The following is a 15674-nucleotide window of genomic DNA, read 5'->3' as shown; positions in this document are numbered from 1 at the left end:
GCCGGTAGTGCCGGCAACGGCCGCATAGCGCAGGGGCAGGATGGTGAAGGTGCGCGTGCAATGGACGGCGGGCCCGCTGGCGAAGGGGGCCTCCAGGGCCTCGCAGGCTTGCCGATTGATTTCGAGCAGTTTGTTGAAGTCGAACATCCGATGTCCTCAGCGAAGCTGTTCATGCAGGCGTGTTAGTACCGAGCCCGTGGCTGTTGCAGCCAGCCACGGGCGACGTTACGCAGACCTGAAACACTAGCGAGGAGCGGATTGAGGGTGGTCGACAGGGCTTCCCAAATCCGCGTAGGACGTTTCTCTGATTTTCCTTATCAGCGCTTATTGGCAGTATTCAATTACATCTCACCGGCGAATCCGCGCGGGCAGGCGATTCGCCGCCGAGCCTCAAAGATCCAGCACCAGCCGCGCCGAACGCGCCCGCGAGACGCACAGCATCAGGGTCTGTTGCGAGGCTTTCTCCTCGTCGCTCAGGTACTGGTCGAAATGCTCGGCCTCGCCTTCGAGGATCGCCGTCTCGCAGGTGCCGCACACGCCTTCGCGGCACAGGCACTCGACCTTGGCGGCCTTGGATTTCTCGATGGCCTGGAGAATGGTCATGCCTTCCTCGACGGCCAGCTCTGTGCCGGAGCGCGCCAGTACCACGGTGAACGCCGAGCCTGCGGTCGGCGCGGCGGCGGCGAACTGTTCCCAATGCACGCGGGACTCGGCGATGCCGGCGGCGGCGGCGCTGGCGATCACCGCGTCGATCAGCGGCTTGGGCCCGCACACATAGAGATGGGCGTCATCGGTGAGCCCCGCACAGAGCGCGGCGAGGTCGAGCTTGCGCCCCAGGCTGTCGATGTAGAAGCGGGTGTTGCCGGCATGCGGGCCTTGCGCCAGGTCGCCCTGGAAGGCGCCGTGCTCGGGGGCGCGGAAGGCGTAGTGCAGCTCGTAGGGGGTGGCGCCGCCTTCGAGCTCGTGCAACTGCGCCAGGAACGGGGTGATGCCGATGCCGCCGGCGATCAACACGTGGCGTCCCGCCTTGGGGTCGAGGGCGAACAGGTTGTTGGGGGTGGAGATGGTCAGCTCGCTGCCCACTTCGACCTGCTGGTGCATGAACGCTGAACCGCCCTTGGACTGCTCCTCCAGCCGCACGCCGATCTGATAGCTGTGCAACTGGCGCGGGTCGCTCATCAGCGAGTAGGCATTGCTGAACTGGCTGCCGCAGGCCGACTGCATCTGCACGATGACATGGCTGCCGCCGCTGAAGGCGGGCAGGGCGGCGCCGTCGGCGCGGGCCAGGGTGAAGCGCTTGATCTGCGGCGTGGCCTGTTCCACGCCGGTCACGCGCACCTTGAACATTTCGTATTGCTTGGCCATGGCGTACCTCGACAACGAAGCCCCGCGCCAGGCCCTGGCGCGGGGCGGGGAGCGTGTTCAGTCGTCCAGGTGGGCGACGGCGATCAGGTTGTGGAAGTGGGCGATGCCGTGCTCGCTCACGCCGCTGCGCTGCGAATCGACCATGATCCGCCCCTGGCCGCGGTAGCCGCGGGACTTCAGGCCCTTCTGCACGCTCTCGACCAGGCGTAGGTCCTCGGGACGGAACACCTCGCGGTACCAGTCGATCAGCTTGCGCTGCTCCTCGGTGAGGTCCTTGTTGAGGAAGTAGATGTCGTAGTGCTGCAGGGTGGTTTCGGCATCGACCGGGAACTCGTAGATCACGGTCATGAAGTTGGCCCCCGGCGGTACGTTGAACATGGTGCACGGCCAGGCCCAGAAGCCGGCGAAGGACGGGTCCTTGACCGTTTCATCGAACGTGAACGACTGCTCCGACGGTTTGGCCAGGCCGTACTGCAGGGTCCAGTTGCCGTGCAGGCTGTGGCTGTACTGGCCGACGTCCACCGAGTCGGAGAAGCCGGGGTGGGCCGGGGCGCAGTGGTAGCACTCGAGGTAGTTGTCGACGATCGACTTCCAGTTGGCCGGGGTGTCGCTGACGAAGCGCGCGGCCAGGTGCAGGTCGTCGATCACCGCGCAGGCTTCGCGCATGCGCTTTTGCATGCCGGGCAGCTGGTCTTCGACGGAACCGGCGTCGTTGTCCATGTTGATGAAGATGAAGCCGGCATACTCTTCGACGCGCAACTGCACCAGGGTGGAGTTGTCCTTGTCGAAGTTGGCCACGTTCTCGCAGTTGCGCGCGTGGGCCAGTTCGCCGTCGAGCTTGAAGGTCCAGGCGTGGTACGGGCAGGTGATGACGTTCTTGGCCTTGCCGCTGCCTTCGAGCAGTTGGTGGCCGCGGTGCGGGCAGACGTTGTAGAAGGCGCGCAGCACGTCGTCGCGGCCACGCACGACGATGATGCTTTCGCCGATCACCTGGCGGGTGATGTAGGCGTTCTTCTCGGCGACTTCGCTGCGGTGGCCGACGCAGATCCAGCTGCGGGCGAAGATCGCTTCCTTCTCGTGCTCGAAGACGGCGGCCTGGGTGTAGAACGTGGCCGGGAGGGTGAAGGCCACTTCGGGGTTGGCGCAGAAGTCGGCGGGCAGGCGTTTGAAATCGTTCATGGTTCTATCTCTGTTCTTATTGGTTAACGCGTATCTGTTGGTTAACAAGCTGGGCAAAAAAATTTGTCGCAGGTTTGGCAATGTGAGAGCGGGCTTACCCGCTCCCACGACAAATCCAGACTCAGTGCACTGCCGCCGCGCTGCGTGGTGCCTGCATGGGTGGCTCTTCTCCGGCCAGGCGGGTGGCCTCTTCCTCGATGCGGTACGCCGGCACCTGGCCGTAGTCGGCCGCCAGCCACTTGAAGAAGCCGTAGATCTTCACCAGCAGGATCACCATGAACGGGATCGCGGTAAGCACCACGGCGGTCTTCATGGTCGACAGCGAGGCCTTGGCGAACAGCATGGCCAGCGGCACCAGGGTCAGCACCACGCACCAGAACAGGCGCAGGGTCGGGCTCGGGTCCTCGCCCTCGCGCAGGTTGCGGGTGCTGGTGGCGGCCACGGCGTAGGCGGCGGCGTCCATGTGCGAGGCGCAGAACACCGCCATGATGAACAGGTACGCGGCGAGGAACAGCGTGCCCCACGGCAGGGCCAGCAAGAGGTCGGTCACCGCCGCTTCGCCACCGAGGGTGCCGAGCAGCTTGGGCACGTCGATCTGGCCGTTGATGAACTGGTGCATGCTGTAGCTTTCCAGCGCGCCGAAGAAGAACCAGCAGCCGAAGCTGCCGCCCAGCAGCAGGGCGAACACCACTTCCTTGATCAGCCGGCCGCGCGAGACGCGGGCGACGAACATGGCCACGCCCGGCGCGTAGGACACCCACCACAGCCAGTAGAACACCGTCCAGTTGCGGGTGAAGGCGCCGTCGCCGGCCGGGTCGGTGAACAGGCTCATCTGCACGTAGTGCTGCAGCATCAGGCCGATGGAGTTGGCGGTATTGTTCAGGGTGAACTGGGTCGGGCCGACCAGCAGGACGATGGCGGCGAACACCAGGGCGCCGATGCAGACCATCTTCGACAGGCGCTGCAGGCCGCCGTCGATGCCGATGTACGAGCTCAAGGAGAACAGCAGCGCCACCGCGCCGATCACCAGCAGTTGCACGGTGAAGGTGTTGGGGGTGCCGGCCAGGTCGGCAAGGCCACGGGTCAGGGTCGAGGCGGTGAGCGCCAGCGACACGGTCAGCGCGCCCATCATGGTCAGCAGGAAGATCAGGTCGACGGCGCGCCCGACAGGGCCGGTGGCTTTGAAGCCGGTGACCGCCTCGATGATCGAGGCCAGGTTCAGGCCACTCTTCTTGCGCACATGGAAGTGGTAGGCCATGGCCAGCGAGGCCAGGGCGTAGATCGACCAGGCGCTGATGCCCCAGTGGAAGAACGAGTAGCTGACGCTGTACTCCAGGGCCTTGGCCGACATCGGCGCGATGTTCAGGCCCGGGGTCTGGTAGTAGTAGGCCCACTCCATCACGCCCCAGTACAGGGTCGAGGAACCCATACCGGCGCAGATGAACATGAACACCCAGGTGGTGGTTGAGTACTCCGGCTTGCCGGCGCCCAGGCGGATGTTGCCGTATTTGCTGAAGGCCAGGTACAGCACGGCCAGGGAACTGCCGAACACCAGGACCTGGACGCTGGTGCCAAAGGTGCGGGTGGCCACCTCGAACAGCTGGTTGGCCAGGCTTTCGGCCTGGGCGGGGAAGGCAGCAAGGCCGATCACGGTGAGCAGCACGGCCAACAGGCTCACGGCGATCAGGAACACATCGATCTTTTTGTTATTGGGGGACATCAATTGTCTCCTGGAGCATTTTTTTTGTAGTAGGCGTCAGGCGTTTGGGAAGTCCGTATCGAGGCTGGGTTTTCCTTTCAGTTAACTATTGGATAACAAGTATCTTTTGGTTTACAGATTCTGCATCGAATCGAAGTGGGTGGCAATAGGATCGTCGGACAATCCGGATGGTTGGCTGGCAAGCCCGCTCCCCCAAGCAGCACATCTTCCTGTGGGAGCGGGCTTGCAGCGCGATGGCCTGTCGCCGACTCAGGCCCCGAGCAGCGCGGCGATGGCCTTGCCCACTTCCTGGGTCGAGCGGCTGCCGCCCATGTCGCGGGTGGTGTCGCCGTTGGCGATCACTGTCTCGATGGCCTTGAGAATGTCGTCGTGGGCCGCCTGGTAGCGCGCGTCGTTGTCGGCCTGACCGAGGAACTCGAGCATCAGCGCGCCGGACCAGATCATGGCGATCGGGTTGGCGATGTTCTTGCCGTGGATGTCCGGCGCCGAACCGTGCACCGGCTCGAACAGCGACGGGAACGTGCGCTCGGGGTTGAGGTTGGCCGACGGCGCGATGCCGATGGTGCCGGCGCAGGCCGGGCCGAGGTCCGAAAGGATGTCGCCGAACAGGTTGGAGGCCACCACCACGTCGAAACGTTCCGGCTGCAGCACGAAACGGGCGCAGAGGATGTCGATGTGCTGCTTGTCCCAGCTGATCTCGGGGTAGTGGGCGGCCATGGCGGCGGTGCGCTCGTCCCAGTAGGGCATGCTCACGGCCATGCCATTGGACTTGGTCGCCGAGGTGACGTGCTTGCGTTCGCGGGTCTGCGCCACGTCGAAGGCGTACTTGAGGATGCGGTCCACGCCACGGCGGGTGAACACCGACTCCTGTAGCACGAACTCGTTGTCGGTGCCTTCGAACATGCGCCCGCCCAGGGACGAATATTCACCCTCGGTGTTCTCGCGGATCACCACGAAGTCGATGTCGCCGGGCTGCTTGTTCGCCAGCGGGCAGGGCACGCCGGGGAACAGGCGCACCGGGCGGATGTTCACGTACTGGTCGAAGTCGCGGCGGAACTTGAGCAAGGATCCCCACAGCGAGATATGGTCAGGGACTTTGTCCGGCCAGCCGACGGCGCCGAAGTACAGGGCGTCGAAGCCCTTGAGCTGGTCGAACCAGTCGTCTGGCATCATCTTGCCGTGGGCCAGGTAGTAGTCGCAGCTGGCCCATTCGAAGAACGCGAACTCAAGGTTCAGGCCGTGCTTGCGGGCGGCGGCCTCGACCACGCGCAGGCCTTCGGGGAGGACTTCGTTGCCGATGCCGTCACCGGGGATGGCGGCGATCTTGAAGGTCTTGGTCATGGGGCGCCTCTCGTGTTCAGGGAAGATGCGGCCATGCTATAAGGCTGTGCTTCGGAGATAATCCGGCAATCCATCAATTCTTGGTGCACGAATCGTGAATAATCTGCCGAACCTGGACGACCTCGACATCTTCCTGCAGGTGGCTCGCCGCGCCAGCTTCGCCGCGGTGGCCGACGAGCGTGGCATGTCGGCGGCGTTCGTCAGCAAGCGCATCCGCCTGCTGGAGGACAGCCTCGGCGTGCGCCTGCTGCACCGCACCACCCGGCGGGTGACGGTGAGCGAGGAGGGCGAGCGGGTGTATCAATGGGCGCAGCAGATCTTCGAGACCCTTCAGCGCATGGACGACGATCTCAACGCCGGCCAGCGCGAGCCGGTCGGTCAGTTGCGCATCGCCAGCAGCCTGGGCCTGGGGCGACGCTTCGTGGCGCCGGCGCTGTCGGAACTGGCGGCGCGCTACCCGCGCCTGGACATCCGTCTGGATGTGCACGACCGCCTGGTGGACCTGATCGCCGAAGGCGTCGACCTGGACATCCGCGTGGGCAACGTGATCGCCCCGCACCTGATCGCCAAGCCCCTGGCGCGTAATCGCCGGGTGCTCTGCGCGGCGCCTTCGTACCTGGCCGAGCATGGCGCGCCACGGGTGCTGGCGGACCTGGCCAGCCATGACTGCCTGGTGATCAAGGAGCGCGACCACCCGTTCGGGCTATGGCACCTGGAAGGGCCGCAGGGCGAGGAGAGCGTGCGGGTGACCGGCGCGTTGTCGAGCAACCATGGCGAGGTGGCGCACCAGTGGTGCCTGGATGGGCGCGGCATCCTGCTGCGCTCGTGGTGGGACGTGCACGACAGCATCGCCGAGGGTCGGCTGGTGCAGGTGCTGCCGGACTACCAGCAGGCGGCGGATATCTGGGCGGTGTACACCGCGCCGTTGGCCGGTTCAGCCAAGGTGCGGGTGGCGGTGGAGTTCTTCCGCCAATACTTCGCCGAGCGCTATCGCTTGCCGGATTGAGCCTTCGCGGCGCGATCGCGCCCCCCGCGACAAGTTGTCTGCTTGACTTGCAGTGGCACTCTACGATCGTTAACTTGACTTCGTAGTCAGTTTTTGTGATCGTGCGCGCCCTCCCAGTTTTCAAGCACCAGAAAAAGCATGGGCAGCCCAAGAGCTACCCAGAGGATCAACCATGTCCAACCGTGATATTTCCCGGCGCTCGTTCCTGCAAGGCGGGCTGGTAGCCGGTGTCGGCGTGACCTTGGCGCCGCTCGGCAGCCAGGCCTTCGCCGCCCTGATGGAAAGCAAGGTCACCACTTCGCCGCAGAAGTGGATGAACCACGACGGCAAGGCGCGTTTTCGTAACGATGCGTTGTCCAAGGTCTGTGGCAACAAGGTGTTCGCCCGCGACATTCGCGCCAAGGACATGCCCGGCTGGCCGCAGCAGCAGGGCCACGCCATGCTGCTCAAGGCCACCAAGGCCGACCGCCTCTACGCAGGCTACGACCTGTCGCTGCTGGGCGCCGAGCTGCAACCGGACCGCATCGTCACCGCCGACGACCTGAAGAAGGACGGCATTGCCTGGCCCGAGGCCCATTCGCCCGATCCGCTGCTGCCGCCGGGCCAGGTACCAATGTTCATCGGCCACCCGGTGGCGATCCTGATCTGGAACGACTTCGAGCGTTTCCGCAAGGCCAAGCTCAAGCTGCAGTTCAACGACCAGGCGATCCGCTACGGCGCCCAGGCCCCGCTGTACCAGCGCGACCCCTACGGCAGCTTCCGTTTCGTGCGCGTGGGCGGCAAGACGCCGTTCGACGAGGACGAATACTCGAGCCTGAAGAACACCATGCTGTTCCCCACCATCCTGGCGCGCAAGCCGGTATGGACCGCCGAGCCCAAGCAGCACGGCAACCTCACCGAGCAGGGGATGTTCTACGCCCAGCGCATCGACGAGCAGCTCAAGCAGCCGCCGGAAGACTGGCTGCTGTTCGACGAGCGCTACAAGACTCCGTCGATCGAGCCCGCGGCCCTCGAGCCGGACAACGGCAACGGCTGGTTCGACCCGGCCACCGGCACCCTGCATTTCGTCGTGGCCACCCAGTGCCCGTTCGAAGTGGCGCAGGAATGCGTGCACATGATCAAGCCGTCGCGTTTCGGCCTGAAGCACCTGAACATGCACCCGGGCTACACCGTTGGCTACGGTTCCAAGGACAACAACATCTTCGTGTTCTACGCCGCCGTCGCCGCGCTGTACGGCGCGGGCGTGCCGATCCGCCTGGCCAACGACCGCTACGAGCAGTTCCAGAGCGGCATCAAGCGCCACCCGTTCGACATCCGCTATCAGCTGGCCGTCGACAAGAAGGACATGAGCTTCAAGATCTTCCGCGCCGACATGAGCGTCGACGGCGGCGGGCGCATCAACTACAGCCCGTCGGTGGCCGCCGTGGGCGCCACCGCGGCGCAGTCGATCTACTACATGCCGCAGAACGACCTGTCGGTGACCGCGTACCATTCCCGTGGTGTCGAGGCCGGCTCCATGCGCGGCTACGGCACCCTGCAGAGCATGGCTGCCACCGAGATGATGGTCGACGAGATCGCCGACCGCCTGGGTGTGGACGCCATCGAGCTGCGCCGCAAGAACGCGCTCAAGTCGGGCATGAAGAACACCCAGGGTGCGGTGCCTGCCGGTGCCCTGCGTCTGCACGAGATCCTCGACAAGGCCGCCGCGCACGACTGGTGGAAGAACCGCCAGGCGCGCAAGCAGGCCGAGGACGCCAAGGACCACGATAACTGGTATGGCGTGGGCTTTGCCATCACCCAGAAAGACTTCGGCACCGGCTCCGAGGCGCCGATGGCGGCGGTCGAGTTCAGCGCCGATGGCCGCATCAGCCTGCGCCATATCGGCACCGAGCTGGGCACTGGCATGTCCACTTCCCAGGCCCTGGTGGTCAGCGACTTCCTCGGCCGTGTCGCCGACGAGGTCATGACCGCCCAGACCGAATGGCCGGAGCTGGCGCTGACCACCAGCGGCAACCCCTACCTGATCAGCCAGGCCGAGCAGGACGCCGCACTGCGCAACCCGCGCTGGGTCGGCAAGCTGGCCTCGCCGTCGTCGGCGACCAACTCGGCGTTCTACTTCAGCCACGCCACCCGCGAAGCGGCCCGCGTGCTGTTCAACCACGGCCTGTGGCCGGCGGCCATGGCCCTGTGGAGCCAGGGCCCGTATGGCGGCCAGGCCAACCCGTTGGTGGTGCGCCGCGAGAACGCGGTGTGGGTCAACGGCGAGCTGACCGGTAATGGCCTGGCGCCGATCCCGTTCGCCACGCTGGCGAAGAAAGCCCACGAAATGGGCCTGGTCACCGGCGTCAGCGTGCACGGTTTCAACCGCTGGAGCTGGGCCGAGGCCGACTTCGTCATCGACGGCGTGCGCGAGCGCCTGCCGCTCGATGCCGTGGCGGTAAAGTACGGCGACGGCGCGGTGAACGCGAAGAAGGCGCAGATGAACAGCGCCGGCTTCCACCTGCTCGACCGGCAGAACGCCGAATACCCGGCCACCCAGCTGAACAACGCCATGGTCACCTACTACAGCCCGGTGGCGACCATCGTCGAGGTCAAGGTCAACAAGGGCAGCGGCGAGGTGACGGTGCTCAACCACCACAGCTGGGTCGAGTGCGGCCGGGTACTGGTGCCGGAGCTGGTCAAGGGCCAGCTCGAGGGTGGTATCGCCATGGGCATCGGCCATGCGCTGCTGGAGGAAATGCCGCTGTACGAGGGTGGCCCGGGCGAGGGCGACTGGAACTTCAACCGTTATCGCCTGCCGATGGCCAGGCATGTGGCGGTGTGGAAGCAGACCTCGGAGATCCTGCCGCCGTTGTCGCCGACCGACCCGTCCAAGGGCATCGCCGAAGTGGTGATGATCCCGGTGGTCGGCGCCATCGGCAATGCCGTGGCCCATGCCATCGGCAAGCGCGTGCGCGACCTGCCCATCACCCCCGCCCGAGTCAAGGAGGCCCTCAATGGCTGACCGCAAGCTGCAACTGACCCTCAACGGTCAACCTGTCGTCACCGAAGTGGTCCCCGATGACCTGGCGATGATCGACTACCTGCACGAATACCAGAACCTTACGGGCTCGCGTCTGGGCTGTGGCCAGGGTATCTGCCATGCCTGCGTGGTAATCGTCGACAACCCCGACGGCACCAGCGAAGAGGTGCGCACCTGCATCACCGGCGCGCATTACTTCGAGGGCAAGAAAGTCCGCACCATCGAGGGCCACGCCAAGCTCGACGAAGCCGGCAATCCGGGCGAGTTGAACCCGATCCAGCAGAAGTTCGTCGATCGCTTCGCCTTCCAATGCAGTTACTGCGCGCCGGGGTTTGTCAACGCCGCCACGGTGCTGGTGGAAAAAGCCCAGCGCAAGCCGCTGAAGCAGAGTGAGCTGGAGGGCGCCATCGAGGCCAGCCTCGGCCACCATGTGTGCCGCTGCACCGGCTACGTGCGCTACTACGAGGCAACCCGCGAAGTGCTGGGCGACCTCGGCCTGGTCAAGGAGGGCTGAGCATGACGCGCATTCTGAGCAGCCTGGCGCTGGCCATCGGCGCACTGGTCGCCTGCAACGCCCAGGCGGCGGACGAGGCCTTGATCAAGCGTGGCGAATACCTGGCCCGCGCCGCCGACTGCATGGCCTGCCACACCGCCGAAGGCGGCGCGCCCTATGCTGGCGGCCTGCCGATCCATTCGCCGTTCGGCACCATCTACGGCACCAACATCACCCCGGACAAGCAGTACGGTATCGGCAACTACAGCAGCGACGAGTTCTTCGCCGCCCTCACCGAGGGCAAGCGCAAGGACGGCGCCAACCTGTACCCGGCCATGCCGTACACCTCGTACCACCTGGTCAAACGGGAGGATTCCGACGCGATCCATGCCTACCTGATGAGCGTGGCGCCGATCAACCGTCCGGCCCCGCAAACCAGCCTGAGCTTCCCGTTCAACGTGCGCACCGGCCTGGTCGGCTGGAACCTGTTGTACGGCAAGAGCGTGCAGCTGGAGGAGGGCAAGGGCAACAGCGAGGCGTGGAAACGCGGCCAGTACATGGTCGAGGTGCTCGGCCACTGCGGCGAGTGCCACACCCCGCGCAACCCGATTGGCGCGCTGCAGCAGGACAAGCGCCTGACCGGCGGCCTGCTGTTGGGCTATCTGGCGCCTAGCCTGCTGGCCCAGGACCTGGCCGACCGTGGCTGGAACCATGCGGATCTGGCGACTTTCCTCAAGCACGGTGTCAGCGCCCAGGGCAGCATGTTCAACGAAATGTACCCGGTGGTGCACCACAGCACCCAGCATCTGCAGGACAGCGACCTGTCGGCCATGGCCACCTACCTGCTCGGCGACCAGCCGCCGGCGGCCAAGGTGGTGCAGACAGTCGCCCACGAGACCATGGGCGAGAGCGCCAAGCGTGGCCGCCAGCAGTACCTCAACGTCTGCGCCGGCTGCCATGGTGGCGAGGGCGAGGGCAAACCGCACATCGCCGTGGCCATGCGCGGCAACACCGTGCTGCGCCAGGCCGACTCGCGCAACCTGGTCAAGGCCATCGTCGATGGCATCCGCGAGCAGCAGTTCACCGGTTTCGAGCGGATGCAGCCGATGCCGGGCTTCGCCGACAAGCTCGACGACGGGCAACTGACCGACATGGTCAACTACCTGCGCGAAGCCTGGGGCGGCCTGCCGGGCGACCTGACCACCCAGCAGCTGGCCCAGCTGAAGGCGGACTGACCCGTGCAGCATCTCGACCTGCAGGTGGTGCGCCAGGCGGCGCAGTGGTCGCGTGACGGCTTGCGCGTGTGGCTGTGCACGGTGCTCTGCACCTATGGCTCGGCGCCTCGCGCGCCGGGCTCGCTGCTGGCGGTCAACGACCAGGGGCACTGGGTCGGCTCGCTGTCCGGCGGTTGCGTCGAGGAGGACTTCCTCGAACGCGTCGCCGCTGGCGAGTTCGCCGCGGCCGTCACCATGGTGCGCTATGGCGACGGCAGCGACACTCGCGGCAACATCCGCCTGCCCTGCGGTGGCATCCTCGATGTGCTGGTGGAGAACCTGCCGGGCGACTGCGCGACCCAGGCGCACCTGGGCGAGCTGGAGGCGGCCTTGCTGGGCCGCCGCCGGCTTGTGCGCGAGGTCGACCTGCGTACGGGTGAACGCCAGGTGCAGGACGACCACAGCCAGGGGCCACGGGTGGAGCAGGGCGGCGCATGCGTGCGCCTGCGCGTCGGCGCCGCCCAACGGCTGTTGCTGGCCGGCTACTCCAGTGTCGCGCACTTCTGCGCCGAGTTCGGCAAGGGCCTGGGTTTCGAGGTGGTGCTGTGCGACCCTCGCGACGAGGTGATGGACAATGTGGTGCTCGACGGGATAGAAATCCGTCGGGAACTGCCCTCGCTGTTCATCGCCAACGGTGGCTGCCACCGCGACACGGCGGTGGTGGCGCTCACCCACGACCCGAAGATCGACGACCTGGCCATGCTCGAAGCGGTACACACCGAAGCGTTCTACATTGGCGTGATGGGCTCGCGTGCCACCTCGCAAAAGCGCCGTGAACGCCTGCGCCGTATCGGCGGGCTCGGCGATGCCGAGATGGCGCGCATCCATGCCCCCATCGGTCTCAACCTGGGCAGCAAGACGCCGGCGGAGATCGCCCTGGCGGTGCTCGCCGATATCTTGCGCACCCGTAGCGGCATCGCCCGCGAGGCCTTGTGAGCATCGTCGCGCTGGTGTTGGCGGCCGGCCAGGGGTCGCGTTTCGGCGCGGACAAGCGCCGGGCCGTGCTGGGTGATGGTCGTAGTCTTTTGCAGCACAGTGTCGAGCACGCCCTGGAGGCGTTCGACGACGTGCGCGTGGTGCTGCGCGCTGGCGAGCGGGGCGAGGACCTGGGGTTGCCGGCGGACTGCCGGATCATCCATAGCCTCGATGCCGGGCTGGGCATGGGCCATAGCCTGGCGGCGGGCGCCGCCTCGCTGGATGACAGCGAGGCACAGGCGGTCGCCATCCTGTTGGGGGACATGCCATGGATCCTGACCGCGACCTTACGGCGGTTGGTCGAAACCGCTGGCCCTGCGGTCATCGTGGTGCCGCGTCATCAGGGGCAGAATGGGCATCCGGTGCTGTTCGGGCGCAACTACTGGCCTGAACTCGCACTGATGACCGGTGATGAGGGCGCGCGTTCGGTGCTGCAACGGCATCGGCAACAGTTGCGGTTGGTCGAGGTAGACGACGCAGGGGTATTGCGCGACGTCGATACGCCCGCCGCGCTCGGCTAGACTGCCCGGAGTTCATTCGCAGCCCTTTCGCGACACAAGGCCGTTCCAGGGACCGCGCGGTCTGATGTACCGATGCCACAGGCAGCTGTTGAGGGAAAACCCTCATTGCCGCTGATCCGGTGGCCTCCTAGCATGGATCCGGTCAACCCCCCAGGCACAGGAGCACAATCATGACCAACAGCAGCGACGACAAACGCCCGACCCCCGATCCGGCCGAGGACAACGCCTTTTTCCCCTCGCCGTATTCCCTCAGCCAGTTCACCTCGCCCAAGTCCGACCTCAGCGGCGCCGACTACCCCGACGCCTACAAGGGCGGACGCTGGAAAATCCTCTTGATCGGTGCCGACGAGCGCTACCTGCTCACCGACAACGGCACGCTGTTCTCCACCGGCAACCATCCCGTGGAAACCCTGCTACCCATGTATCACTTGGACAAGGCCGGCTTCGCCTTCGATGTCGCGACCTTGTCGGGCAACCCGGTCAAGTTCGAATACTGGGCCATGCCTCGCGAGGACCAGCAGGTGCTCGGCCTGTTCGAGCGCTACAAGCCCGCCTTCAAGCAGCCGCGCAAGCTCGCCGAGGTGATCGACAGTGCCCTGGGTGACGACTCGGACTACATCGGGGTGTTCATTCCCGGCGGTCACGGCGCGTTGATCGGCCTGCCGGAAAGCGAAGAAGTCGCCCAGGTGCTGAAATGGGCGGCGGACCACGACAAGTTCGTCATCACCCTGTGCCACGGTCCGGCGGCGCTGCTGGCCGGCGGCAAACTGTTCGATGGCTACAAGATCTGCGCCTTCCCCGATGAGCTGGACGCCAAGACCCCGGACATCGGCTACATGCCCGGCCACCTGACCTGGAAGTTCGGCGAGCGCCTGCAGGCCCAGGGCGTCGAGATCGTCAACGACGGCATCTCCGGCGCCGTCCACCAGGACCGCCGACTGCTCACCGGCGACAGCCCGCTGGCCGGCAACGCCTTGGGCAAGCTGGCTGCCGCGGCCTTGCTCAAGGCGACCAACGGCGGGTGAACGGCATGCCGTTCGACGAGGTGGTACAGGCGGTCCGGCAGATCGAGCAGGCCACCACCCTGGCGACGATCCAGACGGCCGTGCGCACGTTCGCCCGGCCGCTGGGCTATGACCGCTTCGTGCTGTTCAGCGCCAGCGCTGCGCGGGACGAGGTGGTCGAGCGCATCCACTGGGTGGAAGGGGACTGGTTCGGCGACGGCCAGGTGGTCGATGCCCGGACCTACGTGCGCCATTGTCCGGTGACCCGCCATCTGCTGGCAGCCCGTGAAGCGTTCTTCTGGAGCAAGCAGCCTGGCGACGAAGGTGAACGCTATCGGGTGGTTCGGTTGCCCGGCGGGCCGGGCATCCATGGCCTGCAGGTGCCAGTGTTCGGCCCGGCAGGCCTGGAGGGCGCGATGAGCCTGGGCGGTGTGCGCATCGACGCTTCGGCGCCGGCGCGCCTGGCCCTGACCCTGCTGGCCAACGCGGCGTTCCTAGGCGCCCGGCGGCTGCTGGAGGCACCGCCCGGCGAGGGTCAGCTGTCGGCGCGTGAGCGCCAGGTGCTGGCCTGGACCGCCGCCGGGCAACGCCAGGCCGATATCGCCGCCACCCTGGGCCTGTCGGTGCGCACCGTGGAAAACCACCTGCGCGCCGCTCGCCGGCGCCTAGGGGTGAGCACCACCGCCCAGGCGATCAGGATCGCCCTGGGCAGCGGCGCGCTCGACTGACTCAGCCGTTGTGCGCAACCTGCAACACCACCTTGCCGATATGCCGGCCGGACTCCATCAGGGCATGGGCCTGGCTGGCCGCTGCCAGCGGGAAGGTCGCGTGGATCAGCGGCTTGACCGCGCCGCTGCGCACATGGGGCCAGGCCTTGGCCTGCAGATCCTCGAGGATCGCCGCCTTGTCGTCAGCGCTGCGTGCACGCAACGTCGAGCCGATATGGGTCAGGCGCTTGGTCAGCAGGGGGAACAGGTCGACCTCGGTGGCCGGGCCCTTGACCACGCCGATCTGCACGATGCGCCCATCCATGGCCGCGGCCTTGAAATTGCGGGCCACATAGTCGCCGGCGATGATGTCGACGATCACGTCGACGCCCTTGCCGTCGGTGTGCAGCATGACCTGTTCGACAAAATCCTCGCGGGTGTAGTCGATGGCCACGTCGGCGCCCAGCTTGAGGCTGGCGGCCTGTTGCCCTGCGCCGTTGACCGTGGTGAAGATCTTCGCCGCGCCCAGGGCGCGGGCCAACTGTGTGGCGGTGGTGCCGATGCCGGACGCGCCGCCGTGGATCAGCACGCTTTCACCGGCTTTGAAGCCGCCGCGCTGGAACAGGTTGACCCAGACGGTCATGAAGGTTTCCGGCAAGGCCGCGCCCTCGACCATCGACAGGTTGTCCGGCAGGTGCGCGGTGGTGCGCTCGTCGGCCACGGCGTACTCGGCATAGCCGCCGCCCTGGACCAGGGCGATCACCGCGTCGCCCACGGCAAAATGGCGGACCTGTTCGCCGAGGGCCACGACCCTGCCGGCGATCTCCAGCCCCGGAATGTCCGGCGCGCCGGCGGGCGGATCGTAAAGACCCTTGCGCTGCAGCAGGTCGGGGCCGTTGACGCCGGCGGCATGGACCTGGATCAGCACCTCGCGGGGGCCTGGTCGAGGCGTGGCGTGGGTGGCGGCCTGGAGGACCTCGGGGCCTCCAGGCCGGGTGATGTCGATGGCGGTCATGTGAGTGGGGATGTGACGCATGAAGACCTCTGTCATTCTGAGGAAAGGCCGC

13 protein-coding genes are annotated in these 15674 nt (G+C 66.2%); 8 read left to right on the top strand and 5 right to left on the bottom strand.

Annotation, left to right across the window (positions count from 1 at the left end; all coding sequences use genetic code 11):
• Window positions 1–390: 390 nt before the first annotated feature.
• The 4 genes from CC207_RS11895 to CC207_RS11880 all read right to left on the bottom strand — a co-directional run bounded on the left by CC207_RS11895 (window position 391) and on the right by CC207_RS11880 (window position 5605).
• Window positions 391–1365: a PDR/VanB family oxidoreductase gene (locus CC207_RS11895; RefSeq protein ID WP_069017797.1), complete on the bottom strand. Its 975-nt coding sequence runs from the start codon at window positions 1363–1365 to the stop codon at window positions 391–393.
• Window positions 1366–1422: 57 nt separating this feature from the next.
• On the bottom strand, window positions 1423–2544 hold the full coding sequence (locus CC207_RS11890; protein WP_088852147.1) for an aromatic ring-hydroxylating dioxygenase subunit alpha: 1122 nt from the start codon (window positions 2542–2544) through the stop codon (window positions 1423–1425).
• 121 nt (window positions 2545–2665) lie between these two features.
• Window positions 2666–4264: a BCCT family transporter gene (locus CC207_RS11885; RefSeq protein WP_028689261.1), complete on the bottom strand. Its 1599-nt coding sequence runs from the start codon at window positions 4262–4264 to the stop codon at window positions 2666–2668.
• Between the two features lie 249 nt (window positions 4265–4513).
• Entirely contained in the window at window positions 4514–5605 is a 1092-nt protein-coding gene (locus CC207_RS11880) for a tartrate dehydrogenase (RefSeq protein ID WP_062364469.1), read from the bottom strand.
• A 94-nt stretch (window positions 5606–5699) separates the two neighbouring features.
• On the opposite strand from CC207_RS11880, the gene CC207_RS11875 reads away from it, so the two are divergent.
• From CC207_RS11875 to CC207_RS11840, 8 genes are all read left to right on the top strand, one after another.
• Window positions 5700–6611 carry a LysR substrate-binding domain-containing protein gene (locus tag CC207_RS11875; protein WP_062364467.1) on the top strand — a complete coding sequence of 304 codons (912 nt, stop codon included), beginning with the start codon at window positions 5700–5702 and terminating at the stop codon, window positions 6609–6611.
• Window positions 6612–6783: 172 nt separating this feature from the next.
• On the top strand, window positions 6784–9615 hold the full coding sequence (locus CC207_RS11870) for a xanthine dehydrogenase family protein molybdopterin-binding subunit (RefSeq protein WP_028689264.1): 2832 nt from the start codon (window positions 6784–6786) through the stop codon (window positions 9613–9615).
• Window positions 9608–10147, top strand: coding sequence for a (2Fe-2S)-binding protein (locus CC207_RS11865; RefSeq protein ID WP_028689265.1), 540 nt, complete (start codon window positions 9608–9610; stop codon window positions 10145–10147). Before CC207_RS11870 ends, CC207_RS11865 begins: the two co-directional genes overlap by 8 nt.
• Before the next feature lie 2 nt (window positions 10148–10149).
• Entirely contained in the window at window positions 10150–11361 is a 1212-nt protein-coding gene (locus CC207_RS11860) for a cytochrome c (protein WP_028689266.1), read from the top strand.
• A gap of 3 nt (window positions 11362–11364) precedes the next feature.
• Window positions 11365–12336, top strand: a complete 972-nt coding sequence (locus CC207_RS11855) for an XdhC family protein (RefSeq protein WP_028689267.1) — start codon at window positions 11365–11367, stop codon at window positions 12334–12336.
• Window positions 12333–12896, top strand: coding sequence for an NTP transferase domain-containing protein (locus tag CC207_RS11850; protein ID WP_028689268.1), 564 nt, complete (start codon window positions 12333–12335; stop codon window positions 12894–12896). The genes CC207_RS11855 and CC207_RS11850 overlap by 4 nt, the downstream gene beginning before the upstream one ends.
• Before the next feature lie 170 nt (window positions 12897–13066).
• Window positions 13067–13921, top strand: coding sequence for a glyoxalase III HchA (hchA, locus tag CC207_RS11845; protein WP_028689269.1), 855 nt, complete (start codon window positions 13067–13069; stop codon window positions 13919–13921).
• 5 nt (window positions 13922–13926) lie between these two features.
• Window positions 13927–14628, top strand: coding sequence for a PA1136 family autoinducer-binding transcriptional regulator (locus CC207_RS11840; RefSeq protein ID WP_051555633.1), 702 nt, complete (start codon window positions 13927–13929; stop codon window positions 14626–14628).
• Between the two features lies 1 nt (window position 14629).
• Here CC207_RS11840 and CC207_RS11835 read toward each other — a convergent pair whose 3' ends face one another.
• The gene (locus CC207_RS11835; RefSeq protein ID WP_178080967.1) at window positions 14630–15622 is read right to left on the bottom strand and encodes an NAD(P)H-quinone oxidoreductase; all 993 of its coding nucleotides are present in this window, start codon (window positions 15620–15622) and stop codon (window positions 14630–14632) included.
• Between the last annotated feature and the right edge of the window lie 52 nt (window positions 15623–15674).

Origin of the sequence: Pseudomonas sp. DrBHI1, from assembly GCF_002205115.1 — a bacterium.
Taxonomy (GTDB): domain Bacteria; phylum Pseudomonadota; class Gammaproteobacteria; order Pseudomonadales; family Pseudomonadaceae; genus Aquipseudomonas; species Aquipseudomonas mosselii.
Note: the sequence above shows the minus strand (reverse complement) of the source record. Positions and strands in the feature narration are given on the sequence as shown.

Bases quoted from the DNA above. Each gene is read 5' to 3' on its own strand.
- CC207_RS11890 (WP_088852147.1), bottom strand. From the start codon at position 2,544: ATGAACGATTTCAAACGCCTGCCCGCCGACTTCTGCGCCAACCCCGAA.
- CC207_RS11870 (WP_028689264.1), top strand. From the start codon at position 6,784: ATGTCCAACCGTGATATTTCCCGGCGCTCGTTCCTGCAAGGCGGGCTG.
- CC207_RS11840 (WP_051555633.1), top strand. From the start codon at position 13,927: ATGCCGTTCGACGAGGTGGTACAGGCGGTCCGGCAGATCGAGCAGGCC.
- CC207_RS11895 (WP_069017797.1), bottom strand. From the start codon at position 1,365: ATGGCCAAGCAATACGAAATGTTCAAGGTGCGCGTGACCGGCGTGGAA.
- CC207_RS11860 (WP_028689266.1), top strand. From the start codon at position 10,150: ATGACGCGCATTCTGAGCAGCCTGGCGCTGGCCATCGGCGCACTGGTC.
- CC207_RS11835 (WP_178080967.1), bottom strand. From the start codon at position 15,622: ATGACCGCCATCGACATCACCCGGCCTGGAGGCCCCGAGGTCCTCCAG.
- hchA (WP_028689269.1), top strand. From the start codon at position 13,067: ATGACCAACAGCAGCGACGACAAACGCCCGACCCCCGATCCGGCCGAG.
- CC207_RS11885 (WP_028689261.1), bottom strand. From the start codon at position 4,264: ATGTCCCCCAATAACAAAAAGATCGATGTGTTCCTGATCGCCGTGAGC.
- CC207_RS11865 (WP_028689265.1), top strand. From the start codon at position 9,608: ATGGCTGACCGCAAGCTGCAACTGACCCTCAACGGTCAACCTGTCGTC.
- CC207_RS11880 (WP_062364469.1), bottom strand. From the start codon at position 5,605: ATGACCAAGACCTTCAAGATCGCCGCCATCCCCGGTGACGGCATCGGC.